Source organism: Ursidibacter maritimus, from assembly GCF_009761395.1.
GTDB classification, from domain to species: domain Bacteria; phylum Pseudomonadota; class Gammaproteobacteria; order Enterobacterales; family Pasteurellaceae; genus Ursidibacter; species Ursidibacter maritimus.
Genome location: NZ_LEKN01000001.1, coordinates 26647 through 52093, shown reverse-complemented (window position 1 = coordinate 52093; position 25447 = coordinate 26647). Strand labels below are relative to the sequence as shown.

The 25447-nt window shown below is 38.9% G+C and carries 24 protein-coding genes, 4 tRNA genes and 1 riboswitch; of the genes, 15 read left to right on the top strand and 13 right to left on the bottom strand.

Annotated features, from left to right (window positions below; genetic code table 11):
• Positions 1 to 238 precede the first annotated feature (238 nt).
• Entirely contained in the window at positions 239 to 1666 is a 1428-nt protein-coding gene (locus A1D26_RS00280; protein ID WP_157402142.1) for a surface lipoprotein assembly modifier, read from the bottom strand.
• A gap of 118 nt (positions 1667 to 1784) precedes the next feature.
• On the bottom strand, positions 1785 to 3068 hold the full coding sequence (locus A1D26_RS00275; protein ID WP_157402141.1) for a hypothetical protein: 1284 nt from the start codon (positions 3066 to 3068) through the stop codon (positions 1785 to 1787).
• Positions 3069 to 3262: 194 nt separating this feature from the next.
• A riboswitch (TPP riboswitch) is annotated at positions 3263 to 3357 on the top strand.
• Positions 3358 to 3407: 50 nt separating this feature from the next.
• Here A1D26_RS00275 and thiB point away from each other — a divergent pair.
• Positions 3408 to 4391 (top strand): thiamine ABC transporter substrate binding subunit, encoded by a 984-nt coding sequence (thiB, locus tag A1D26_RS00270; protein WP_157402140.1) that lies wholly within the window; start codon positions 3408 to 3410, stop codon positions 4389 to 4391.
• Positions 4392 to 4456: 65 nt separating this feature from the next.
• On the opposite strand, the gene deoD is transcribed toward thiB, so the two are convergent.
• From deoD to A1D26_RS00250, 4 genes are all read right to left on the bottom strand, one after another.
• Positions 4457 to 5173 carry a purine-nucleoside phosphorylase gene (gene deoD / locus A1D26_RS00265; RefSeq protein ID WP_157402139.1) on the bottom strand — a complete coding sequence of 239 codons (717 nt, stop codon included), beginning with the start codon at positions 5171 to 5173 and terminating at the stop codon, positions 4457 to 4459.
• A gap of 22 nt (positions 5174 to 5195) precedes the next feature.
• Positions 5196 to 6428, bottom strand: coding sequence for a phosphopentomutase (locus A1D26_RS00260; RefSeq protein ID WP_157402138.1), 1233 nt, complete (start codon positions 6426 to 6428; stop codon positions 5196 to 5198).
• A 68-nt stretch (positions 6429 to 6496) separates the two neighbouring features.
• The gene (deoC, locus tag A1D26_RS00255; protein WP_157402137.1) at positions 6497 to 7273 is read right to left on the bottom strand and encodes a deoxyribose-phosphate aldolase; all 777 of its coding nucleotides are present in this window, start codon (positions 7271 to 7273) and stop codon (positions 6497 to 6499) included.
• A 104-nt stretch (positions 7274 to 7377) separates the two neighbouring features.
• The gene (locus tag A1D26_RS00250; RefSeq protein WP_157402136.1) at positions 7378 to 8646 is read right to left on the bottom strand and encodes a NupC/NupG family nucleoside CNT transporter; all 1269 of its coding nucleotides are present in this window, start codon (positions 8644 to 8646) and stop codon (positions 7378 to 7380) included.
• 252 nt (positions 8647 to 8898) lie between these two features.
• On the opposite strand from A1D26_RS00250, the gene A1D26_RS00245 reads away from it, so the two are divergent.
• Complete coding sequence (locus tag A1D26_RS00245) at positions 8899 to 9594, top strand: N-acetylmannosamine-6-phosphate 2-epimerase (RefSeq protein ID WP_157402135.1); 696 nt, start codon at positions 8899 to 8901, stop codon at positions 9592 to 9594.
• Position 9595: 1 nt separating this feature from the next.
• Positions 9596 to 10477, top strand: coding sequence for an N-acetylmannosamine kinase (locus A1D26_RS00240; protein WP_157402134.1), 882 nt, complete (start codon positions 9596 to 9598; stop codon positions 10475 to 10477).
• A gap of 40 nt (positions 10478 to 10517) precedes the next feature.
• Here A1D26_RS00240 and parE read toward each other — a convergent pair whose 3' ends face one another.
• Positions 10518 to 12422, bottom strand: coding sequence for a DNA topoisomerase IV subunit B (gene parE / locus A1D26_RS00235; RefSeq protein WP_157402133.1), 1905 nt, complete (start codon positions 12420 to 12422; stop codon positions 10518 to 10520).
• A 150-nt stretch (positions 12423 to 12572) separates the two neighbouring features.
• On the opposite strand from parE, the gene A1D26_RS00230 reads away from it, so the two are divergent.
• Together A1D26_RS00230 and A1D26_RS00225 are read left to right on the top strand one after the other, a co-directional pair.
• Complete coding sequence (locus tag A1D26_RS00230) at positions 12573 to 12770, top strand: heavy-metal-associated domain-containing protein (RefSeq protein ID WP_157402132.1); 198 nt, start codon at positions 12573 to 12575, stop codon at positions 12768 to 12770.
• Positions 12771 to 14939 carry a heavy metal translocating P-type ATPase gene (locus A1D26_RS00225; protein ID WP_157402131.1) on the top strand — a complete coding sequence of 723 codons (2169 nt, stop codon included), beginning with the start codon at positions 12771 to 12773 and terminating at the stop codon, positions 14937 to 14939.
• Between the two features lie 29 nt (positions 14940 to 14968).
• On the opposite strand, the gene A1D26_RS00220 is transcribed toward A1D26_RS00225, so the two are convergent.
• Positions 14969 to 15859, bottom strand: a complete 891-nt coding sequence (locus A1D26_RS00220) for a LysR family transcriptional regulator (protein WP_157402130.1) — start codon at positions 15857 to 15859, stop codon at positions 14969 to 14971.
• Positions 15860 to 16002: 143 nt separating this feature from the next.
• On the opposite strand from A1D26_RS00220, the gene A1D26_RS00215 reads away from it, so the two are divergent.
• Positions 16003 to 16416, top strand: a complete 414-nt coding sequence (locus A1D26_RS00215; RefSeq protein ID WP_157402129.1) for a DoxX family protein — start codon at positions 16003 to 16005, stop codon at positions 16414 to 16416.
• A 161-nt stretch (positions 16417 to 16577) separates the two neighbouring features.
• On the opposite strand, the gene A1D26_RS00210 is transcribed toward A1D26_RS00215, so the two are convergent.
• Together A1D26_RS00210 and gltX are read right to left on the bottom strand one after the other, a co-directional pair.
• A tRNA-Ala gene (locus A1D26_RS00210) sits at positions 16578 to 16653 on the bottom strand.
• 81 nt (positions 16654 to 16734) lie between these two features.
• Entirely contained in the window at positions 16735 to 18174 is a 1440-nt protein-coding gene (gene gltX, locus A1D26_RS00205) for a glutamate--tRNA ligase (protein WP_157402128.1), read from the bottom strand.
• 191 nt (positions 18175 to 18365) lie between these two features.
• Here gltX and A1D26_RS00200 point away from each other — a divergent pair.
• From A1D26_RS00200 to pilW, 5 genes are all read left to right on the top strand, one after another.
• Positions 18366 to 18441: transfer RNA gene (locus tag A1D26_RS00200), tRNA-Val, on the top strand.
• Between the two features lie 49 nt (positions 18442 to 18490).
• A tRNA-Val gene (locus tag A1D26_RS00195) sits at positions 18491 to 18566 on the top strand.
• Positions 18567 to 18600: 34 nt separating this feature from the next.
• Positions 18601 to 18676, top strand: a tRNA-Val gene (locus A1D26_RS00190).
• 230 nt (positions 18677 to 18906) lie between these two features.
• Complete coding sequence (locus tag A1D26_RS00185; RefSeq protein WP_157402127.1) at positions 18907 to 20079, top strand: bifunctional tRNA (adenosine(37)-C2)-methyltransferase TrmG/ribosomal RNA large subunit methyltransferase RlmN; 1173 nt, start codon at positions 18907 to 18909, stop codon at positions 20077 to 20079.
• Between the two features lie 76 nt (positions 20080 to 20155).
• Complete coding sequence (gene pilW / locus A1D26_RS00180; RefSeq protein WP_157402126.1) at positions 20156 to 20740, top strand: type IV pilus biogenesis/stability protein PilW; 585 nt, start codon at positions 20156 to 20158, stop codon at positions 20738 to 20740.
• On the opposite strand, the gene A1D26_RS00175 is transcribed toward pilW, so the two are convergent.
• Positions 20733 to 21116 (bottom strand): SufE family protein, encoded by a 384-nt coding sequence (locus A1D26_RS00175; protein ID WP_157402125.1) that lies wholly within the window; start codon positions 21114 to 21116, stop codon positions 20733 to 20735. The two genes, pilW and A1D26_RS00175, sit on opposite strands and share 8 nt — an antisense overlap.
• Positions 21117 to 21251: 135 nt before the next feature.
• On the opposite strand from A1D26_RS00175, the gene clpP reads away from it, so the two are divergent.
• Genes clpP through A1D26_RS00155 form a run of 4 tightly spaced genes read left to right on the top strand, consistent with a single transcriptional unit; the run spans position 21252 to position 24307 of the window.
• Complete coding sequence (clpP, locus tag A1D26_RS00170) at positions 21252 to 21836, top strand: ATP-dependent Clp endopeptidase proteolytic subunit ClpP (protein ID WP_157402124.1); 585 nt, start codon at positions 21252 to 21254, stop codon at positions 21834 to 21836.
• 4 nt (positions 21837 to 21840) lie between these two features.
• Positions 21841 to 23094, top strand: coding sequence for an ATP-dependent protease ATP-binding subunit ClpX (gene clpX, locus A1D26_RS00165; protein ID WP_157402123.1), 1254 nt, complete (start codon positions 21841 to 21843; stop codon positions 23092 to 23094).
• A gap of 54 nt (positions 23095 to 23148) precedes the next feature.
• Positions 23149 to 24147, top strand: a complete 999-nt coding sequence (gene lpxK, locus A1D26_RS00160; protein WP_157402122.1) for a tetraacyldisaccharide 4'-kinase — start codon at positions 23149 to 23151, stop codon at positions 24145 to 24147.
• The gene (locus tag A1D26_RS00155) at positions 24140 to 24307 is read left to right on the top strand and encodes a Trm112 family protein (protein ID WP_157402121.1); all 168 of its coding nucleotides are present in this window, start codon (positions 24140 to 24142) and stop codon (positions 24305 to 24307) included. Before lpxK ends, A1D26_RS00155 begins: the two co-directional genes overlap by 8 nt.
• Before the next feature lie 52 nt (positions 24308 to 24359).
• On the opposite strand, the gene infA is transcribed toward A1D26_RS00155, so the two are convergent.
• A complete protein-coding gene (gene infA, locus A1D26_RS00150; protein WP_005598198.1) occupies positions 24360 to 24578 on the bottom strand; it encodes a translation initiation factor IF-1 in 219 nt (72 codons plus the stop codon).
• Positions 24579 to 24667: 89 nt separating this feature from the next.
• Positions 24668 to 25333, bottom strand: a complete 666-nt coding sequence (locus tag A1D26_RS00145; RefSeq protein ID WP_157402120.1) for a YtjB family periplasmic protein — start codon at positions 25331 to 25333, stop codon at positions 24668 to 24670.
• Positions 25334 to 25447: the final 114 nt, after the last annotated feature.

The window sequence follows — 25447 nt, the reverse complement described above, 5'->3', positions numbered from 1 at the left end:
GGATAATTGCAAAAGAGTTTGTTTAATCAAAGGCAGAACAGCTTTACCATTCTCGGTGAGTGCTTGAAAGGTAACTGTTTTTTCATGACAAAAAAATATGCATAGCCGATTGAACGAACAATAGGCCTTTCAAGCTATTAAACTAGTACAAAACAACAAGGTCAAGCGAGTTTTGTTATTTATTCCATTTTGTGTAGGATAGCTGTAACTTTTCTCAAAATCCAATCACCTGCGAGAGTTAAAATCTCGTTTCAAAAATCAGATTGATGTTTTTATCGGTATAAGAATAAAGTGTCGGTAAATTACTACGGTTTTTACGCCACGAAAATTGTAATTTAGGTGTAATACCAAATAAATGCCAATCTCGTTTCCATAAGGTTAAACTACTGCTCAACACTTTGTCTTGACGGATTTTTCCTAAATTTAAGACCCCACCTAAAACTGCAACATCTTTATATTGTCGTTGTGAATAGCTGAGATTTAAGCGGCTAGATAGCCCCCATAATTGCCACTCTTGTCCCCAGCCAAAACGTAGGCTTTTGGTGTCGGAGCTATACTGGCGAATTTGTGTTGTTTCTCGGTTAAAATCCCCACCAAGATAGAAAAATTGTTGTGGTTTTGTTAGCCACAATAATGTGGCAGAAACTAACTTGCTGTTACCATTTTGCAATGGATTATCATAATAGCGGTGTTTGCCATATTCCATTGCTGTCGAGATTTGCCAATTCGGTGAAAGCCAATGGTTAAATTCGGTGCGAACACCTTGAGTGTTACGGTCTCGGGCATTACTTAACCAACGTCTTTCAAAAAAAGGTAGCAAGCGGAAAGTGGATTTTTCCGTTTTATAAGCATAGCCAAGCAATGTACGGTTTGTCATTTCATCATTATCGTGGTTGTCCCAATAGAGTTTGCCATAGAGATTGTTCTCAAAAGCAAGATAATGTGCATTCATCATATTAAAATCACGAGATAAATCGGCACTGTATGCCACACCATTGGCTTTTTTCGGGAGTAAACCGTTCCCTTTGACAAATCCTGTGTTTTCTATTTCAGGGCTATGAGAGGCGTTATTTACATTATCATCTTTAATATAGTAAGCCGTTGCCCCAAATTGCCAACTGCTGCGTTTTTTTAAGGCTGCAAGATAAGCATCAATCAGCTGGGCAACTTGAGGAGGGAGATTTTCCACACTTTTGGCTTTGTTAAATTGGTCTTCTGCGGCATTGTTTTGTTGAGCATTAAAGAGTGAAATGGCTAACTCAATTCGTACTGCATTTAGGTTGGGCTGTTGTGCGAGAATTTTGCGGTAGAAACGAATAGCTGTGACATTATCATTATCAAAACTAGCCAGTTTGCCTTGTGCGAAATCAATTAAAATAGGGTCGGTATTTGGCAGGGTTTGGTAAATCTCTAATAATACACGAATAGCCTCTTGGTTACGGGCAAACAGAGCATCACTCAGCAATTTATGAGTAAGTTGTGGGTTTTGTTTCAGTTGCTGTTCGTTGATTTCAATAACGGGCTTAGTTGCACTTTCTGCTGGTAATACAGGGCTTGCTTGTGGAGCGGTAGGTTTAGCCACATTATGTAAATGTTGTTCTGTTTCATTTGGTGTGGCACTTAATGCGGTAGGTAAGCAGAATAAAGGCAAAAGGTATTTTTTCATAAAGGCTCTCGAAGATTTATAGTTTGCAAAAAATCAGCCAAAACTGACCGCTTTTATCATTTTCAGTGAAAATAAAAGCCGATCTGTCGCAAAAGCAGATCGGCTTAGGGGCTAATAATTATTTAGCTTCTTTGGTTGCACCGAATACAGCGTCATAGCTCTTAATATCGCCTACTTTCGCTGATTCATTATGTAGCTTAATATGACCTACAGCATCACTCATATCTTTACCCATAAACACAGCTTGATATTCTCCAACAAGCGTGCCATTTTTTTGATGTACAATAACAGCTTCTTCTCCAAATGTTCCTTTGAATGCTGCGTTTATTTTTTCCATAGGTAGCGTTACTTTACCTAATGTTTGAGAATCTAAAGTACCTGATACGCTACTTTTATCAATATTTTGATCAAAGCGAGCATTTAATGTAATTGAGCCATCAATTTTAGGTGAGGATATAGAATTAACCTTAGAGAAAATTGAATTTGCATTTTGTGATTCCTGTAGTTTTCCTATAGATGCTACTACGTTTCCTTTATAAGTTGCATCGCCTACGAGATGTGGCTTCCATCTAATAACACCATCATTGACAGATATATCAATACTTTCGCTTTGAAGTGAAAAACCTCTATCGTGTAAGCCTAATGCAAATAACTGTATTCCATTATCGGTAAATAATGCTCCGTAGGAAGAATAAGGTTGGTTCACTACAATAGTATTGATTTCTTTGGTTTCGCCAACTATATTCGGATCTTTAAATTTACCAATATTTACTCCCATTTTCGGAGCTTCTTTGTTCAAATCAACGTAAATAGTATCATTATACTCAGAGTGCTTAATAACAGAGCCAACACGTTTTATTATAGTAGACCCTACTTGCTCGCTCTTACTCTGCTTAGATTGAGCTATAACAAAACCTGTAGGGATATTATCGACAGAATACTCATTTATAAGCTTAATATTACGCCACTCGACTCCATTTTTATCCAATTTATTATCAGTTAAAGTTGGTGAAGATGGATTTGGTTGTTCAGTTGGTTTAGGCTGTTCAGTTGGTTTAGGCTGTTCAGTTGGTTTAGGCTGTTCAGCTGGTTTAGGTTGTTCAGTTGGTTTAGGTTGTTCAGTTGGTTTAGGTTGTTCAGCTGGTTTAGGTTGCTCAGTTGGTTTCGGTTGCTCGGTTGGTTTAGGTTGCTTAGTTGGTTTCGGTTGCTCAGTTGGTTTCGGTTGCTCGGTTGGTTTAGGCTGTTCAGCTGGTTTTGCTTGTTCAGCTGGTTTGACCTGCTCAGTTGGTTTAGTAACTTGAGTTGGGGCTTTTACATCAGATGATGAATCATTAGATTTACAGCCAGTTGCGGTAATTGCGACAAATAATGCAAGTGCAGAAATTTTAAATGTTGTATTCATAATGAATCCTTAATTGAATATAAAGAAAACAAATTGATCGCTTTTAATGTTATTTCTGTATAAAAAATACAAAAACTTACCCATTCTAAAAAAAAAAAAAAAAATCAAGACCTGAAGAAAAAAATAGAAACTTTAATTTTTTAGGAGAATTTGTAAATTATTGTCTAAATCTTACCGCTTGTTGTAGAATGTTTTCGTTCTCATTGGGGTGCTTTGTAATAAGGCTGAGAAATACCCATAGAACCTGATCTGACTAATATCAGCGTAGGGATTTGAGGCAGGAAACTTGTATCATCTTGTTTTAAATCCTTCTGTTTTCACAACGAGAAGGAACATTCAATGAAATTAACTCACCTTTTTGCACTTTCTAGTCTTGCACTTTCTGTATCTGCAGTGGCTAATCAATCTGTTTTAACAGTTTATACCTATGATTCATTTACATCAGAATGGGGACCAGCACCTAAGCTAGAAGGCTTATTTGAAAAACAATGTCAATGCGATCTGAAATTTATGCCTTTTGAAGATGGGGTAACAATGTTTAACCGTATTCGCTTAGAGGGCAAAAAAACGAAAGCAGATGTCATGCTTGGTATTGATAATTTTGTGATGCCTGAAGCAGAAAAATCAGGTTTATTTGCACCACATAAGCTAGAAAATAAAGGGTTAGATTTACCAGAGCAGTGGACGGATAAAACCTTTGTCCCTTACGATTTCGGTGAATATGCTTTTATTTACAATAAACAAAAAGTGGCAAATCCACCAAAAAGTTTAAAAGAGCTAGTAGAACGCCAAGATCTTAAAGTGATTTACCAAGACCCACGCACCAGTACCGTTGGACGTGGCTTGCTCTTTTGGGTAAATACAGTGTATGGAGATAATGCAGAAAAAGCGTGGCAAGACTTAGCGAAACATACGGTAACCGTAGGTAAGGGCTGGTCTGAGACTTACGGTGCATTTTTAAAAGGTGAATCGGATTTAGTATTAAGTTATGCCACTTCGCCACTTTATCACCAATGGCACGAGCAAGATCAAAATTATGTGGCAGCCAACTTTGAAGAAGGGCATTTAGTGCAAATTGAAGTCGCAGCAATAACAAAAACCAGCAAGCAACCTGAATTAGCTCGTCAGTTTTTGAGTTTCCTGCAACAGCCAGAAGCTCAGAAAATTATTTCATTCCATAATGTAATGAAACCAGTGGTGAGTGAACAGGCTGACCCTGCTTTCAAAACATTACCAAAATATGAGAAGTTAGCTTTTACTCAACCATCAACTGAAACAGTAAAAAAATGGTTAGCGACTTGGCAGCAGGTTTTGAGTAAATAAATTAGTCTCGGAATATAAAAAATGCCGACCAATTATTGTCGGCATTTTTATGATAGTCAGGTTAATTACGCTTTATCACCAATTAGCACAGATTCTAACGCAATTTCAATCATATCGTTGAAAGTCAATTGACGCTCTTCTGCAGTGGTTTGTTCGTGAGTACGAATATGGTCTGATACAGTACAAATTGTTAGAGCTTTTGCACCAAATTCAGCTGCAACACCGTAGATTCCCGCTGCTTCCATTTCAACGCCCAAAATACCGTATTTCTCCATTACATCAAACATTTCTACATCTGGTGTATAGAAAAGATCCGCAGAATAAAGGTTACCCACACGCACAGGCACACCTTTTTCTTTTGCCGCTTGAACTGCCGCTAATGTCATATCAAAATCAGCAATCGCTGCGAAATCGTTATCTTTAAAGCGAATACGGTTTACTTTAGAGTCGGTACAAGCACCAACACCGATAACAACATCACGTAATTTAACGTCTGGTCGAACGGCACCACAAGAACCAACACGAATAATTTTTTTCACGCCATATTCAGTAATTAGCTCTTTAGTATAGATTGAGCACGATGGAATACCCATTCCGTGCCCCATCACTGAAATTTGACGACCTTTGTAAGTACCTGTGTAACCAAACATATTGCGAACATCAGTCACTAATTTCGCGTCTTCTAAGAATGTTTCTGCAATGTATTTTGCACGAAGTGGGTCACCTGGCATCAATACAACATCTGCAAATGCACCTGCTGGTGCGTTAATGTGTGGAGTCATTTTATGTTCCTTCTAGTAGAGGTTATTTGTTGAAATCAATAATCGCTGTGCCGTAATCCATAGGCGATAAATCAAAGTAGGTTGCGATAGTTTGTCCTATGTCTGCAAAAGTTTCTCTGCGACCATAAGACTGTTTTGCTACGTTTTTACCGTATAGCAAAACGGGTATATGTTCACGGGTATGATCTGTTCCTTGCCACGTTGGATCGCAACCATGATCAGCTGTAATAATCAAGAGATCCTCATCTTGAATTAATGTTAGTAATTCAGGTAAACGGCTATCCCAATATTCTAATGCGTCAGCGTAACCTGCAATATCGCGTCGATGCCCAAAATCTGAGTCAAAGTTCACGAAGTTAGTAAATACAATGGTATTGTTACCGGCTGCTTTTACTTCTTCTAATGTACGCTCGAATAACTCGGGTAAGCCTGTCGCTTTGATTTTACGGGTAATGCCTGTGTGTGCGTAAATATCAGCAATTTTACCGATAGAAACCACTTCACCACCTTTTTCATCGACTAATTTTTGTAGAACAGTCGCAGAAGGTGGTTCTACCGCATAATCTTTGCGATTGCCTGTACGGCTAAATTCCCCTGCTTTTGCACCAATAAAGGGGCGAGCAATAACACGTCCGATATTGTAACCTTCAAGCTCTTCACGCACGATTTGGCAAAGTTCATAGAGTTTATCTAAGCCGTAGGTTTCTTCGTGACACGCGATTTGGAATACTGAATCGGCGGAAGTATAAAAAATGGGAAATCCTGTACGCATATGTTCTTCGCCAAGTTCATCTAAAATAACCGTTCCAGATGAATGGCAGTTGCCTAAATAACCTTCTAAGTTAGCACGTTTAACGATTTTATCGAGTAACTCTTGTGGGAAACTATTTTCGTGCTGTGGGAAATATCCCCAATCAAAAAGCACAGGAACACCGGCAATTTCCCAGTGACCTGAAGGCGTATCTTTCCCAGAAGAAATTTCTTTAGCATGGCAATAACCACCGATAAGCTCTACATTTTGTGCTAATCCAACTGGGTAAGAGCCCGACGACTCTTGAGCAGCAAGCCCCAAACCTAATTTATTCATATTAGGTAATTTGAGCAAACCTGAACGGCGGTGATCATCTGCTTTTCCTGCCGCACATTGTTCTGCAATGTGCCCTAAGGTGTTTGAACCTTTATCACCAAATTTCTCGGCATCTTCTGTATAGCCGATACCGAAAGAATCGAGCATCATAATAAATACACGTTTCATTTTACTTTCCTCTCAATAATAAGCGGTAGGATTGAGTTAAATTTTTGCAAAATCTTACCGCTTGTTGATTAGTAACCTGTTGTTTGGGTTTGATTTTGATCGTTTAAAGTTGCAAGTAAATTATTCAGTAAACTTGATGCACCAAAGCGGAAATGTGCTGATTTTACCCATTCTTTACCTAAAATATCAGCAGCGAGATCAAGATATTGTTGAGCTTCTTCGGTTGTTTTAACACCACCAGCTGCTTTAAAACCAACACGATCAGCTACGGCTAAATCGCGAATTGTTTCAAGCATTATGCGAGCGGACTCAAGGGTCGCATTCACAGCAACTTTACCTGTTGATGTTTTAATAAAATCCGCCCCAGCTTGAATAGCAATTTCACTTGCTTTACGAATTAGGTTTTCTGTTTTTAATTCACCCGTTTCAATAATTACTTTAAGCAATACATTTTGTTGTGCGCAGACGGCTTTACATTGTTTGACCAGTTCATAGCCAACTTGTTCATTGCCTGCAATCAGTGCTTTATAAGGGAATACCACATCGACTTCATCTGCACCGTAAGCAACTGCGGCTTTTGTTTCTGCCACTGCAATTTCAATATCATCATTACCATGTGGGAAATTCGTAACAGTAGCAATTTTTACTTGCTCATTTTTTTGTTGTGTCAAGGTTTTGCGAGCAATTGGCACAAAACGTGGATACACACAAACTGCTGCAGGTGTTCCAAATGATGTATTACCTTGTTGGCAAAGTGAGATGACTTTTTCGTCCGTATCATTATCGTTTAATGTGGTTAAATCCATTAAGGATAATGCGGTTTGAGCAATGTGTTTTAGACTCATTTTATTCTCCTTTTATGTACTTAAAAACTTGACGCAAACGTTTACCTAGCCCATAAACGACAACACCACAGAAATTCTGTGGTGTTGGTTTCGTTATTTATCGTTTACAGTACAGCACCGCCGATACCGATAAACAATCCTGCAATCGCAGCACTCATTAAGTTAGAGAGTGAACCGGCGATAACAGCTTTGATACCCATACGAGCGACATCGCCTCGACGATTTGGTGCCATTGCACCTAAACCACCAATTAAGATTGCGATAGAACTGAAGTTAGCAAAACCACAAAGTGCAAAGGTAACAATTGCGATTGTTTTTTCACTTAATACAACGGTTGTTTCAGGTTTTAAGTAGTTTACGAAATCAACATAAGCAACAAATTCGTTTACCACTAATTTCTGACCGATTAAAGAACCCGCTACTTGAGCTTCTGCCCCCCAAGGCACACCAATTACCCAAGCAAGTGGTTGGAATACATAACCGAGTAATGATTGAAGTGTTACACCTTCAAATCCTGCTAAACCACCAATCCAACCAATTAAACCATTTAACATCGCGATCAATGCGACGAATGAAATTAACATTGCACCTACGTTCATTGCTAATTGCATACCTGAGAATGTACCAATAGCCGCTGCTTCGATAACATTTGATGGTTTATCTTCAATATCTTCTTCAGATAATTCATCTTTAAAAGGCTCTGTTTGTGGGTGTAAAATTTTAGCAAATAATAAACCGCCAGGTGCAGCCATAAATGACGCTGCGATCAAATAAGTTAATGGAACGCCCATTCCTGCATAGCTGATCATTACAGCACCTGCAACAGAAGCTACACCACCACACATTACCGCAAATAACTCTGAGTTAGTCATTGATTTAATGTATGGTTTAACTAATAAAGGTGCTTCAGTTTGACCTACGAAAATATTTGCTGCCGCAGACATAGACTCAGGTTTTGATGTGCCTAATACTTTTTGTAACGCACCACCAAGAATGCGAATAACAAATTGCATAATACCTAAGTAATATAAAACAGAAATAAGTGCAGAGAAGAAGATAATAGGAGGAAGAACTCGAAGTGCGAAAACGAAACCGCCGCCGCCAAAGACTTCAAACATCTTATCGCTTACTAAGCCACCAAATAAGAAACTGATACCATCATTACTATAACCAATAACAGCACTTACACCCTCAGCAGCTTTAAGGAGTGCCTCACGACCAAGTGGCACATAAAGAATTAAAGCGCCAATACCAATTTGAATAGCTAATGCACCGAATACAGTGCGGAAGTTAATTGCTTTCTTATTATTAGACAACAAAAATGCAATCAAAAGGAGTACAGCAATACCTACAAGGCTCATTAATGCATCCATTGTTAAAAGACCTCAATAAATATAAGTAAGGAAAGGCTAATTTCAATAAAAATTAGCAGTAAAAAGTTCCGCTACTATACCGATTTTTTTTGTCAAAATCTTTAAATTTTTGCAACTTTGTAGAGTTAATTTAAATAGTGACCAAAAAATTTGATCTATCTCTCACTTTTTTTGTCTATTTGTTGCTTTGTGTAGCATAGCGTATTATGCTTGGAGTTAATCTTCTTTTTTATTAGAAATAATGGAGTTTATATGTCAAGATTATCCAAAGAACAGATTTTAGCACAGTTACAAAATGGACTTATTGCTTCTTGCCAGCCGGTTGATGATGGCCCTATGGATTCTCCAGAAATTGTTGCTGCGATGGCGGCGGCATCTGTCGCTGGTGGGGCTGCTGGGTTGCGTATTGAAGGTATTGAAAATCTGAAAGCCGCTCGTAAAGTAGTTAATGTACCTATTGTTGGGATCGTAAAACGTGATTTACCCGATAGCCCTGTTCGTATCACTCCATTCTTGCAAGATATTGATGATTTATATAATGCAGGTGCGGATATTATTGCGTTTGATGGAACAGATCGTATTCGACCAACAACCATTGAAGCCTGTGCAAAACGTATTCAGGAACTTGGAGCAATGTCAATGGCAGATTGTTCTACCTTTGCGGAAGGAATGTATTGCCAAGAATTAGGCGTGGATTTAATCGGCAGTACTATGTCGGGCTACACTGGTGGTGAAATTCCAAAAGAGCCAGATGTACAGCTTGTACGTGATTTGGTTGCGAATGGTTGTCGAGTAATGGCGGAAGGGCGTTATAACACCCCTGAGCTCGCTGCATTAGCCATTGAAAACGGAGCTTATGCAGTAACCGTTGGATCTGCACTTACCCGTTTAGAGCATATTGTTAGCTGGTTTGTCTCTGCTATCGATAATCGCAAAAAAGGGGCGTAAAATGACCGCTTGTCTTGCTATTGATGTGGGTGGTACAAAAATTGCTGCCGCATTGGTTACCTTAAAAGATAAAGAAGCCCAAGTTGCTCAACGTATTCAAATTCACACACCACAAAACCCAAGTGCTGAAGCTTTAGATGATGCGTTAGCTCAAGTGTTACAAACATTCCAAGGGCAATTTGATAAGGTTTCGGTGGCATCAACGGGAATTATCCAAAATGGGATTTTAACCGCACTAAATCCTAAGAATTTAGGTAATTTAGCGTTTTTCCCTTTAGAACAAAGTATTGCCAAACATACTGATAAGCCAATCACATTGTTAAATGATGCGCAAGCGGCAGGTTGTGCTGAATTTTTACGTCAAGATGATGTAGATAATTTTGCATTTATTACTGTTTCAACTGGGGTTGGTGGCGGAATTATTTTAAACCGCAAGTTATTTACAGGTACAAATGGCGTTGCAGGACATATCGGACATAGCCTTGCTGATCCAAATGGCGAACCTTGTGGTTGTGGTCGAGTAGGGTGTGTTGAAGCGATTGCGGCAGGCAGAGCGATTGCACGAGATGCTGCAAAATGGGAAAATCCTTGCGAACCGCCTGAAGTATTTAACCGCTTCCGTCAAGGCAATCCACAAGCGGTAGCTTTAGTCGATAAATCTGCAAAAGCGATCGCACATTTGATCGCTGATCTTAAAATCAACCTGGATATCCAGCGTATTGCTCTCGGAGGAAGTGTCGGATTAGCGGAAGGTTATCTTGCTCGTGTTGAGTATTTCTTAGCACAAATGCCAGAAATCTACCGACCAAATATCGTACTGGCTCACTATGCTCAAGATGCAGGGTTAATCGGTGCAGCTTGGTGGGCTGAAAATCAGTTTTAATATATCAATAAAAATGCCGAGTAATTCGGCATTTTTAATTTTATACGTTCAACTCTGCTTCATTGCCACGTTCTTGTAGCCACTGTTTACGATCTTCCGCCCGTTTTTTAGCGAGAAGCATATCCATCATTTCAAAGGTTTCAGCATCATCTTCTTCACTAAAAGTATCTAAGGTTAATTGCACTAGACGACGAGTATTCGGATCCATCGTCGTTTCACGCAGTTGGCTAGGGTTCATTTCGCCCAATCCCTTAAAGCGTTGTACGTTTGGTGTGCCTTTTTTCTTGGCTAAACGCGCTAAAATTGCCTCTTTTTCACTTTCGTCTAAGGCGTAATGGACTTCGTCTTTTCCAATATCAATACGGTAAAGCGGTGGCATTGCGACATAAACGTGCCCTTTGCGGACTAAATTTGGGAAATGGCGTAGGAATAATGCACAAAGTAGCGTAGCAATGTGTAAACCGTCTGAATCTGCATCAGCAAGAATACAGATTTTGCCATAGCGAAGTTGACTTAAATCATCGTTGTCGGGGTCAATACCCATTGCAACGGCGATATCGTGAACTTCGGTAGAGGCTAATACCTGATCGGAAGAAACTTCCCAAGTATTTAAAATTTTGCCACGCAAAGGCAAAATAGCTTGGTTCTCTTTATTGCGAGCTTGCGTTGCCGAACCACCTGCAGAATCACCTTCTACTAAAAATAGTTCTGTTTGCGATAAATCTTGTGAAATACAATCTTTTAGCTTACCGGGTAAAGCAGGGCCACTCACTAATTTTTTACGCACCACTTTTTTCTCAGCTTGCAAACGATGTTGTGCCGAGCTAATTGCCATTTCTGCGAGTTGTTTACCTACATTGATGTTTTGGTGTAACCAAAGGGTAAATGTATCTTTTATTGTATTTTCAACATAGCTTGAGGCTTGGCGAGAAGAAAGGCGTTCTTTCGTTTGCCCTGCAAATTGTGGTTCTTGCATTTTAAGCGATAACACATAAGTACATCTGTTCCAGACATCATCTGCGGCTAATTTTATTCCTCGTGGCAAGAGTGAATGGATTTCACAAAATTCAGCAATGGCTTTAAATAAGCCCTGACGTAAGCCATTAACGTGAGTGCCGCCTTGTGCGGTTGGGATTAAATTGACATAACTTTCAGTGAGTAATTCACCCTGTGGTAGCCACGTTACCGCCCAGTTTAATGCTTCAGTTTCATTAACAACATCACCAATAAAAGCAGGGTTTGGTAAATATTCTAGCGATTTTAATGCGTCTGCTAGGTAATCAGATAAACCATCTTCGTAATACCAAGTTTCTTGGGTGTTATTGATGTGATCGGTAAAGTTGATAGTTAATTTCGGGCAAAGCACCGCTTTAGCTCGCAGTAAATGGCGTAAACGGCTAACGGAAAATTTAGCGGAATCAAAATATTTGGGATTAGGATAAAAACGAACAGTTGTCCCTGTTTGGCGTTTAGGGCAAGTGCCGACAACAGTTAATTCTTCTACTTTTACGCCATTTGCAAAAGCGATAGTGTAAATTTCCCCGCCACGTTTAATCTTAATTTCAACACGCTCTGAAAGGGCATTTACCACCGAAATACCCACACCGTGTAAACCACCAGAAAAAGTATAATTTTTATTTGAGAATTTTCCGCCAGCGTGAAGCTTAGTTAAAATGAGCTCTACACCTGAAATTTTTTCGGTGGAGTGAATATCAACAGGCATTCCACGCCCATTATCGACGACTTCCAATGAGTTATCGCTATGCAAAATAACATCAATTTGATTTGCATAGCCTGATAATGCTTCATCCACACTATTATCAATTACTTCTTGCCCTAAATGATTTGGGCGAGTAGTATCAGTGTACATTCCTGGGCGAAGTTGTACGGGTTCAAGATCTTTGAGAACTGTAATTTCGTCCGCATCATAGCGTTTTTCAGACATTTTTAACTCTCGTGTAAAATTAGCGTGGTAATCGAAATCGGGATAATAAAACAGGGGCGGATTCTACCGAATTTATCCCTATGGCTCAATCAAAATCACAAGCGGTGGGTTTTCGCTCTTAATTTACAAATGACTTTTTAGGAGAAAATAATGGCAATGATTAAATTACAACTTGGTGGATTACATTGTAGCCACTGTGAAAAAAGCGTAAAAAATGCACTTGCAGGCGTTGCTCGTGAAGTGCATATCGACTTAACTACCCAGATTGCTGAAATTGATAGCGATGAAACAGTCGATAAGCTAATTGACTGTATTGAAGCTATCGGCTTTGATGCGAAAGAGATCTAAATGTCTAAAGAACAACAATTTTTACTTTCTGGTTTGCATTGTGCTGCTTGTGTGCATCGTGTCGAGAAAGTGGTAGGAAAAATTCCTAATGTGGAGTTTGTGTCGGTTAATTTAGTCGATCAAACCGCTTTTATTGAAGGTAATGTTTGCCCACAAGAGATTATTCAAACCATCACCAAAATAGGTTTTGGAGCGGAATTACTTGAGAGCGAAGAAATCCGTCGATCTAAACAACAAGCTCAAAATGCTCAGTTATTGAGAGAGAAAAAATGGCAATTTATCTTTTCTCTTGCAGTTGGAGCATTGTTAATGCTTTATGGAATGCTCACAGAGATGCACCTTACTCCCGAAAATCAGCCGATTTGGTTTGGTTGGGCGGTTGTGACTGCTTTGATGCTCTATATGAGTGGTAAGCATTTCTTCATAGGAGCGTGGACAAGCCTGAAAAACCATTCTGCCAATATGGATACGCTCATTGCAGTAAGTACAGGATTAGCGTGGCTTTATTCTTTTTATCTTACCTTAAATAGCCAATGGAATTCCCATCTATATTATGAAGCCAGTGTGATGGTTGTCGGTTTTGTGAATTTAGGTAAGTATTTAGAATTAAAAGCTAAACAACGTTCTTCTTTTGCATTAGAGAAATTACTCGATTTAGCGCCGCAACAAGCGGTGGTTTTTAACGGGGAATTTGCAAAAAGTATTTCGGTCCAAGGAATAAAACCTGAAATGAGAGTGCAAGCCTTAGCGGGAGAACGCATAGCCGTAGATGGACGTTTGGAACAAGGTGCTATTTGGGTTGATGAATCAATGCTAACAGGAGAAGCCTTACCCGTTGAAAAACATATTGGGGACAAAGTTCGAGCGGGTACGGTAGTGCAAGACGGTGCAGGTATTTATATTGCCGAACAAGTAGGTTCACAAACCGCTTTAGCTCGCATTATCAATGCGGTTCGCCACGCTCAATCAAGTAAGCCACCGTTAGCAAAATGGGTCGATAAAGTTGCCGCTATTTTTGTGCCTGTGGTTATATTGATTGCGTTATTGAGTGCAGCCATTTGGCTTTTGTTAGGTAAAGAGTTTCAATTTGTGTTGTCGATTTTTACTACTGTATTGATTATCGCCTGCCCTTGTGCTCTGGGCTTGGCAATTCCTCTTTCAACTATTGCTGGTGTTGCGCGAGCCGCTGAGTTTGGTGTATTAGTGCGTAATATTGATGCGTTACAAGCCTGTAATGAGCTTGATACCTTGGTCTTTGATAAGACAGGCACGCTAACCACTGGTGAAATGGAAGTGATCAATATTGAAACTTTGAATTGTTTTACTCAAACTGAGCTGCTTAGTTTGGTAAAAAGTATTGAACAACAGGCTACTCACCCAATTGCCAAAGCAATCGTAAAATTTTGTGATAATCATATCGCTTGTGAAATTGAAAATAGGGAAATAGATAAGCTACAAATTATTAAAGGGCAAGGCATTATTGCCACCTATCAACAGCAACAAGTTAAAGTGGGTAACCAGAAATTTGTTAATTTCACTGCGGATCTCACCGCTTATTCCCCTGCAACGACCTTTGTTTTTGTGGCTATTGATGAACAAGTTGTCGGGATTATTCAGTTACAAGATCGTTTACGCCCTGAAAGTAAACCGCTTATCCAGCAGTTTCAACAACAAGGCTATTATTGTGTAATGCTAACGGGGGATCGCCAAGTTACAGCGGAGTACTATGCTCAACAGCTAGGGCTAGATCAAGTTATTGCGGAAGTATTACCCGAGCAAAAGGCCGAGCAGATATTCAAATTACAGCAACAAGGCAGAAAAGTGGCGATGATTGGTGATGGTATCAATGACAGTCCCGCTCTCGCTCAAGCAAATGTGGGGATTGCAATGCATAACGGGAGTGAAATTGCGATTGAAACAGCCGATTTATCTTTAATGCGTAAGGGGTTACAGCCTTTCGCGGAGATTTTACCTTTTTCGAAACGAGTAATGCGTAATATGCAGCAAAGTTTAATGGGCGCATTTATTTATAACCTGATCAGTATTCCTGTAGCGGCAGGCGTATTTTATTCCTTAACTGGCTGGCTACTTAACCCAATGATTTCTGCAATTGCGATGACACTTTCGTCTATTACAGTGGTTTTAAACAGCCAACGTTTGTTGAAATAAGCGGTGAGTTTTATCAAAAGTTTTACTATTTACTGTTTCAATTTGGCGAAGTAGTTCATAATTAATTCACAAGCAATACGGACTTTTTCTGATTGAATTCGTTGTAGCGTGACTAAATAGAGCGGAACAGGCGGTAATTGCCAATCGATAAAAAGTTGGATTAACTCACCGCTTGCAATATCAGCTTGAACATCATCAATAGGTTGGATTGAAATGCCCAGACCTTGCATTGTTAAGCGGCGACTTGCATAGAGCGTATTACAACTAATGCGATAAATGGGCGTTATCACTTGTTTTTGATTGCCATTATTAAATGTCAGTGAATTAAAGTTAGGGTTTGAAAAATCAATCCAGTCTAATTTAGCTAATTCAGCCAAGCTAGTTGGAATCGCTTTATCTTGAAAGTATTGACGATGGGCAACAATGGCCCATTTAAAATCATAAATATGGCGTGCAATCATATTATTGCTTAATACGCCAGAGCCCGCACGCAGTGCAATATCGACTCGTTGTTCTAATAAATCAATCACAGTGTCTTCAAATAATAGGTTTAAACGAAATTCAGGATGATTATCTAAAACCGACTTGAAGGCGCTTGTGAGTAAGCTATCTGTAAGCCCTGTTACACAAGCAATAGTTAATTGGCCTATTGGTTGAGAACGCAAAATTTCCACGCTTTTCATTGCATCTTCGGCACTTTGTTGCATTTTGGCTGCGTGCTGATAGAAAATATCTCCAGCTTCGGTTAGTGATAATTTGCGAGTGGTACGATTTAATAATTTAATGTTTAGCTGAGTTTCAAGCTTTTGAATGGCTTGGGTAATAGCAGATGGTGTTAATGAAAGCAGATTCGCGGCGGCTTGCATTGAACCTTGTTCAACTACCGCAGTAAAAATAGTGATAGATTTATAATCGTACATAACACACCTCTGGCGAACTTTATTAAGTTATGCTTAATAGTGTATTTATAAAATTGATAATGATCAAATTTCTTTAATCATTATAATGCCTCCACAGCCTGACTTTCCGTCAGGCTTCTCATTTTTTATATAAGGAAAGTAAAATGAATCAATTATTAGACAAATTCAGCCCAGTCGTTTTTTTATTAGTGCGTATTGTTACGGGCTATATGTTTTTATTACACGGTACAGCGAAATTTTTTGAGTTTCCAGTATCAATGACAGGCGGGAACGGTAGCGTAGAGCTATTTTCTTTATTCGGTCTTGCCGCTATTTTAGAAGTGGTTGGCGGTATCTTTATTATTTTAGGTTTATTCACACGTCCAACGGCTTTTTTGCTCTCTGGTCAAATGGCATATGCCTATTTTATCGTGCATGCAACAGCGGAAAACGTATTACAGCCAATGCTTAACAAGGGTGAATTAGCCGCATTATATTCGGTTATCTTCTTATTATTTGTGGTAACTGGTGCTGGAAAATTATCGCTTGATTACAAGTTTTTTGGTAAAGCTAACTGAGATTCGTCCCAACCTAGATAATCAACTTAAACTTCTTTTAAGTTTAGTATTTGAATGCTCTTTGCTTGCTCATTATGATGAACGTTAGTGAATTGAATAATAAAAAAGCCTTGCATTGCAAGGCTTCGAAATGATTACAAATTAACGCTAATTTATTAAACTGGTGGAGATAATCGGGATCGAACCGACGACCTCTTGAATGCCATTCAAGCGCTCTCCCAACTGAGCTATATCCCCAAAAACGAGAGAATAATATGCTCTCGTTTTTTTACTGTCAATTATAAAAACACAATCAAAGGCTGATTGTTTAAAAACTGACTAATTATGAGTTTGGATAAATTCAATCGCTTTTTGAACACGAGCAAGCGTACGCTCTTTGCCAACTAATTTGGCTGTAATATCCATTGATGGCGATTGTCCAGAGCCTGTTACTGCTAGGCGGAACGGCATTCCAACTTTACCCATACCAATCTCAAGTTCTTGAGCGGTTTGGTTCATTGCTTCGTGGATATTTTCAACTGTCCAATCATTACAAGCGGTGAGTTTCTCGCTTAATTTTGCAAGTGGTGCAATCGCTTCAGCTTTAAAGTTTTTAGCAACTGCTTTTTCATCATAAGCAGTAAATTCTTCAAAGAAATAACGGCTTGCACTTGCCATCTCTTTTAAAGTTTTACAACGTTCACCCAATACGCTCACAATCTCAGCAAGAGCAGGTCCATTACTGTAATTAATTCCTTGGTGTTGCATATGCCATTCTAAGTATTTGGCAACATAGTTTGGATCAAGAGTACGAATGTAGTGCTGATTTAACCATTGTAATTTTTCGGTATTAAAGGCACTGGCAGACTTGCTTACCGCTTCAAGATTGAATAGTTCAATCATTTCTTCACGAGAGAAAATTTCTTGATCTCCGTGTCCCCAACCTAAACGAACAAGGTAGTTATTAAGTGCTTCAGGTAAATAGCCATCATCACGATATTGCATTACGCCAACAGCTCCGTGACGTTTAGATAGTTTTTGCCCATCATCACCTAAGATCATTGAAACGTGAGCATATACAGGAATTGGTGCACCCAACGCTTTTAAAATATTGATTTGGCGAGGGGTATTATTGATGTGGTCTTCGCCACGCACAACGTGAGTAATTCCCATATCCCAGTCATCAACCACAACACAGAAGTTGTAAGTTGGTGAACCATCAGTACGACGAATGATCAAATCGTCTAGCTCACTGTTACTGATTTCAATACGTCCGCGTACTGCATCATCAAAGATAACCGAACCTTCCGTTGGGTTTTTAAAACGAACAACGTGCGGAGCATTTATATCCTCTGGTGTGCTGTGTACACAGTGACGGTCGTAGCGTGGTTTTTCTTTATTATTTTCTTGTTCTGTACGTAATGTTTCTAAACGTTCTTTTGAGCAGTAGCAACGGTATGCTAAGCCTTGCTCAATCATTTGATCGATAACTTGATTATAACGATCGAAACGTTTGGTTTGATAATAAGGGCCGTGCTCCCATTCTAAATTTAACCATTCCATACCTTCTAAAATGGCTTGGGTCGCTTCTGGAGTAGAGCGTTCTAAATCAGTATCTTCAATACGTAATACAAATTCGCCTTGGTTATGTTTGGCATATAACCAAGAGTAAAGGGCTGTTCTTGCACCACCTACGTGTAAATAACCTGTTGGGCTTGGTGCAAAGCGAGTACGAACTTTCACATTTGGATCTAATGGGAAAAGGGTTTCAATTTTCATTCTCTATCCTAATTCAATTTTTTAGCAAAAAACTTAGCTATTTTACTCTTATGATCGGGGAATAGTAGTGAAAATTTAGTATTTTGGGCGAAAAAATCATCGAACAAGTAATATTTTGCAAAAATTGTTTGACGATAATTTTAAGATCCCTATAATGCCACTCCGCAACGCACTGTTGCACAGTTTGAAAAGGGCGATTAGCTCAGTTGGGAGAGCACCTCCCTTACAAGGAGGGGGTCACTGGTTCGAGACCGGTATCGCCCACCACTTCTTAAGTGCCAACCTTTCAAACATTCCCTTGATTTAAGTCTCAAGTGGGCGATTAGCTCAGTTGGGAGAGCACCTCCCTTACAAGGAGGGGGTCACTGGTTCGAGACCGGTATCGCCCACCACTTAGACTTAAAATCTAAACTTCATATCTATGAAGGGCGATTAGCTCAGTTGGGAGAGCACCTCCCTTACAAGGAGGGGGTCACTGGTTCGAGACCGGTATCGCCCACCACTACTTTAAGCTCAGTTCCACACTTAATTTTCAACAAACTTTTTTCTATTGTTACTTAATTTAGTTTTGTGATCTCGATCGAAAAATTTATTTTTTCAACTTTGCAAATCTAAGAAAAATCACTAGCCTAAATGCCCAGACATCAGTAGAATTCGCTCTCTTTTATTCAAGCAAAACTAGGCACAGTCCTAATCTTTGCCGTAAACCGTGTAATAACGAGGCTATTTCTAATGTCACAAGCAATTCAAGCAACCAATGCAGGTTGCCAAACATCTATTGAACAACCAGAAAAAGAAAAAATTAATTTATTAAATTTAAATCGCCAGCAAATGCGTGAGTTATTTGCGGATATGGGCGAGAAACCATTTCGTGCTGATCAGCTAATGAAATGGATTTACCATTTTGGTGAAGATAATTTCGATAATATGACTAACATCAACAAGGTATTACGAGAAAAACTAAAACGTGTTGCTGAAATTAAAGCACCAGAAGTTGCAGTCGAACAACGTTCTGCCGATGGTACGATTAAATGGGCGATGTGGGTTGGTGATCAACAAATTGAAACGGTATATATTCCTGAAGATGATCGTGCAACGCTTTGTGTATCATCACAGGTAGGTTGTGCATTGGCTTGTACATTCTGTTCAACAGCACAGCAAGGTTTTAACCGCAATTTAAGTGTCTCTGAAATTATTGGACAAGTTTGGCGAGCCTCAAAAATTATCGGTAATTTTGGGGTGACAGGCGTACGCCCGATTACCAATGTGGTTATGATGGGAATGGGAGAACCATTACTCAATATGAATAATGTCATTCCGTCAATGGAAATTATGTTAGATGATTTTGCTTACGGTTTATCCAAACGCCGAGTAACCCTATCGACATCAGGTGTTGTCCCTGCATTGGATAAAATGCGTGAACAAATTGATGTAGCACTCGCGATTTCACTTCACGCTCCAAATGATGAATTGCGTGATGAAATTGTACCGATTAACAAAAAATATAATATCAAAATGTTAATCGACTCAGTGAATAAATACCTTGAAGTCTCGAATGCAAATCACGGTAAAGTAACGATCGAATATGTGATGCTAAATCAGGTAAATGATAGTGTTGAACACGCTCATCAACTTGCCGATGTGTTAAAAAATACGCCGAGTAAGATCAACTTGATTCCTTGGAATCCATTCCCTGAAGCACCGTATGCAAAAAGCTCAAATACACGCATTGATCGCTTCCAGAAAACATTAATGGAATATGGCTTTACGGTTACAGTGCGTAAAACTCGTGGTGATGATATTGATGCGGCTTGTGGGCAGTTAGCTGGTGATGTCATTGACAGAACGAAAAGAACCCTTGAAAAACGCAAATTTGGGGAAAGTATTGCATTGCAAAATCACTAAATTTATTCAATTTCTCTTAATTTAAGAGAGATTGTTATACCCCCTTCTACAATGGGGAAATCAATGGAGAAACGAAATGGCATTTGCAAAATTTTTCAGAAATCTAACCGCTTGTATGCTGGCATTATGGTTAACTGGCTGTACTTCACAATCTTCGGAACAGGAACAAGTGAAGTTTAATCGCTCCGAAGCCGTCACAGCTAGAATTAAGCTTGCGATTGCTTATTTAGAACAGAATGATTTCCCCAAAGCGAAACAGAATATTGATAAAGCTCTTGAACACGATAATCAGGACTATCTTCCACATTCGGTATTAGCTTATTATTATCAACAAATTGGTGAGAACGCCAAGGCTCAAGAAACGTTTAAAACCGCTATTTCATTGAGTGAAAAACTCAGTGAAACAAAACAGCCACGCCCAGATGTACTGAACAATTATGGGGCATTTTTATGTAAACAGGGTGAGTTTGATAATGCCTACCAAAAATTTGAGCAAGCACTACAAAGCCAAGAACGCTACTATAATCAGGCTGATACCTTAGAAAATATTGCTTTATGTGCTCATCAACAACATAACCAGACTAAGCAGAATGATGCAGTGGCACAGTTAGAAAAGTTAGAGCCTAAGCGAGCAAATAACTTAAAAGTGTTACTTAAATAGCTTGCTGAATAATTGTTTGAATTTGTTGTAGGCCATTTAAACGAGTTTGGGTTAGGTTACGCGTAATTTGTAACCGATCAAAAATCTGTTGAAGATTGAGCTGGGTTAGCTCTTTCGTTGTGATATTTTGTAACGCAGTCACCACAATAAAGAGTAAACCTTGCATTAAACGGGCATCGCTATAAGCCTTAATAATTCGAGGTTCTGTTTGAAATTCAAACCATAAACGACTCTCACAACCATAGATTTCAGGCATTGATGCGAGTTCTGTTTCAGTTGGTTTAGGAAGTTGTCGGCTGAGTTGAATTAACAAGCGGTATCTTTCTTCCCAAGATTTGCAATGTTCAAATTGCGTATAAATTTCATCTAATAACATAAAAGTTGGTTGATTAAGAATAAATAGCAAAAGATTGTAACGATCCAACCGCTATTTGTTAATCTCTTTATTTATGCTTTGGGTAAATTTTGGTAGAATTTGCTCATTCAAACTGATTGATAGAAGGAACAAAAAATGGCAGTTATCCCAATGGTCGTTGAACAAAGCTCAAAAGGTGAACGAGCGTATGATATTTATTCACGCTTATTAAAAGAGCGCATTATTTTCTTGAGTGGTGAAGTGGAAGATAATATGGCAAATTTAATTGTTGCTCAATTACTTTTCCTTGAATCAGAAGATCCAGAAAAAGATATTCATATCTATATTAACTCACCTGGTGGTTCAGTGACTGCAGGAATGGCAATTTTCGATACGATGAATTTTATTAAACCTGATGTGAGTACTGTATGTATCGGTCAAGCCTGTTCTATGGGAGCGTTTTTGCTTTCTGCTGGAGCAAAAGGTAAACGCTTTGCATTACCGCATGCACGCGTAATGATTCATCAACCATTAGGTGGATTTCGTGGGCAAGCATCGGATATTCAAATCCATGCTCAAGAAATCTTGAAAATTAAGCAAACCTTAAATCAACGTATGGCAGAACATTCAGGTCAGCCATTAGAGAAAGTTGAAAAAGATACCGATCGTGATAATTTTATGTCAGCCGATGAAGCAAAAGCCTACGGCTTAATTGATGCGGTTGTTAGTCATAGAGAATAAAAGAATGAGTAAATTTGATAAAGAACCACATTGTAGTTTTTGTGGTAAACGTCGCACTGAAGTTGATGCGTTAATTGAAGGAACAGAAGGACACATTTGTAATCAATGTATTGAAGACTCCTACGCCTTATTAACGGGTGATGATGAAGCTTTAATTGATGATGAAATCAACCAAGACGAACAACAATTTTTTGAGAAAGTACCTACGCCACATGAAATTCACGCTCATTTAGATGATTATGTAATAGGGCAAGATCACGCTAAAAAAGTATTGTCTGTGGCGGTATATAATCACTACAAACGTTTGCGTAATGCCTTATCAGGTAATAAAGAAACTGACGGGGTAGAGTTGGGTAAAAGTAACATTTTGCTTATTGGCCCGACAGGAAGCGGTAAAACTTTATTAGCGGAAAGTCTAGCTCGCCGTTTAAATGTGCCTTTTGCTGTGGCTGATGCAACAACATTAACCCAAGCTGGCTATGTGGGTGAAGATGTTGAAAATGTGATCCAAAAATTGCTGATGAAATGCGATTATGATGCGGAACAAGCAGAGCGTGGCATTATTTTCATTGATGAAATTGATAAGATTACGCGTAAATCTGAAAACCCGTCTTTGACACGAGATGTTTCTGGCGAAGGGGTTCAGCAAGCCTTATTAAAACTGATTGAAGGTACAGTCGCAAATATCAATCCGCAAGGCGGACGTAAACATCCAAAACAAGAAACAATCCCTGTGGATACGTCCAAAATTCTCTTTATCTGTGGCGGTGCATTTGCTGGCTTAGATAAAATTGTAGAAACAAGAACAAATAAACAAGGCGGAATAGGCTTTGGTGCAGAGCTGAAGAAAGACAAAGATCGTGAGGCTTTAACAGAGCTTTTCAAGCAAGTTGAGCCTGAAGATTTGGTTAAATTCGGTATTATTCCTGAACTAATTGGTCGTCTGCCTGTGATTACGCCACTTTCAGAGTTAGATGAAGAAGCACTTATTCAAATTCTAACAGAGCCGAAAAATGCCATTATCAAACAATACCAAGCATTATTTAAAATGGAAGGTGTTGAGTTGAAATTTACTAAAGATGCCTTGGTTGCGATTGCTCAAAAAGCGATTTCACGCAAGACTGGTGCTCGTGGTTTACGTTCTATCGTTGAAAATTTATTATTAGATACGATGTACGATTTACCTTCTCTTAATGCGAAAAAAGTCACTATCGGCAAAGGCTGTATTGAAAAAGGCGAAAAGCCGAAGTTGGAGTAACAACGATCCTATTTTTCTGGTGGGGATAAACCCCACCCCTACAGTTTAGCAACAATGAATTTTTGGCAAAAAAAATCTATTCTTACTTGGCTACTATCGCCCCTATCCTTACTCTTTTGGTTAATCAGCCAAGGGAGGAAATGGCTTTTTAACAAAAAAATCCTGAAATCTTACCGCTCTTCTATCCCTGTATTAGTTGTTGGTAATATTTCCGTTGGTGGTAATGGCAAAACACCAGTGGTTATTTGGTTAGTAGAACAATTACAGCAACAAGGCATTAAAGTTGGTGTTATTTCTCGTGGTTATGGCGGAAAAAATAAACAATTTCCACAGCTAGTCACTGCCCAAAGCGATCCTAAGCAAATGGGCGATGAACCCGTATTGATTGCTCAACGCACTCAAGTGCCAGTCGCGATTTCTCCTAATCGTCAGCAGAGTATTGAATGTTTGCTACAACAGTTTGAATTAGACTTGATAGTCACCGACGATGGTTTGCAACATTATGCTTTAGCTCGTGATATTGAGTGGGTTGTGATTGATGGTGAACGCCGTTTTGGTAATGGATTTGTGCTACCAGCTGGGGGGTTACGTGAGTTACCAAGTCGCTTAGAAAAGGTACAAGCGGTCATTTGTAATGGCGGAATTGCAAAACAAGGTGAATGTTTAATGAGGCTTGAACCAGAATTTGCTGTTAATCTTAAAACGAATGAACGTAAACCATTAAGCGATTTTTCTCAAAAAGATGTGATTGCTTTAGCGGGTATTGGTTATCCGCCACGTTTTTTCAAAATGCTACAAGGCTATAATATTCAACTTGTGGCGAGCCATAGTTTTGCCGATCATCAATCCTATTCATTAGCGATAATTCAGCCATTAGCCAAAGATAATCTTCCCTTATTGATGACTGAAAAAGATGCGGTAAAGTGCTATGCATTTGCTCAAGAAAATTGGTGGTATATTCCCGTTTCTGCAAAATTTTCTGAAAAAGATACCGCTTATTTGTTAAATCCTATATTGACCTTATTAGGTCTGGAGAGAAAAGAAAATGAATGAAAAATTACTTAATACCATTGCTTGCCCATTAACTCATCAGAAATTAGAGTGGGATAAAGAAAATAATCGCTTAATCAATCGAGAAGCTAAATTAGCTTATCCCATAGAGAATGGTATTCCAGTATTGTTACCAGAAAAAGCCGAGCAAGTATCGCTATAAACCTAAATGCAAAAAAGGAAGCCTTTGGCTTCCTTTTTTGACATCAGTCAGATTATCTTGCACGGAAGATAATGCGTGCTTTACTTAGATCGTAAGGTGTCATTTCAACGGTTACTTTATCACCTGTTAAAATACGAATATAGTTTTTACGCATTTTTCCTGAAATATGAGCGGTAACAACGTGTCCGTTTTCGAGTTCTACTCGGAACATTGTATTTGGTAAGGTTTCTAAAATTGTACCTTGCATTTCAATGCAATCTTCTTTAGCCATTTATTCCTCTTTGAATTGATTACTTTTAAAAATTACTCTGTGCCAGTGGCAAAACGTGCCTATTATACTCTCACTTGCCCGAATTACAATCACTTACGCTTAAAAGCTCGACGTCGAGAGTGAAATCGTTGGCTCTGTTTAGCAGTTTCTATTTTATTTAGTCGGTTAGGGACGCTGATAATTTGTACTTTTTTCCGAGTGAAATAGAAAAAGCAGCTAATAAATAAACCACCTGCGAGAAATAAGATCACTAATTCTCCGTATAACAGATGGAAAAGCTCATTTACTTTGCCTTGTGTCGTTTGTCCATATTGAGAATCAAAGGTTACGCGTAAAAAACCAACTAAATCTTGTTGAGAAAAAATCGGTTCGACAATTTGCTGTGTAGCACGTTTTTCTTGGTTTTTATTGTGCAGTTCAGGCTCAAATTTGAGTGCGTTATGGCTTTGTGCAATAAGCGTACCTGTTGTGGAGTATAGATTTGCATCAATCACAAATTCTTCTTTGGCAAAGGTATCTAATGCCTCAACAAGTTCATCATTTTTAACATTTTTCACTAACATCAATGAAAAAAGCTTTGCTTGTTGGCGAACTAATAAATGCGATAAATTAGAAACTTGGTTGATACTGGCTAATTGTGAGCCGACTTTAAAGTGGTTTATCCCCGTTAAAATAACGGCTACGATTGCAAGGCAAAGTACCATTACAAATAAAATAGCACTTGTCTTAACGATTTTTCCGCTTGAAATTCGCATCTTTTTTCCTCAATGACTAACGCCGTGATTTTAGCCTGTAAATTGATAATGAACAATCTAAACTAGAAATAGACAGCTTGCGATTATTTTCTTATTATTCGTGTGGATGATTTC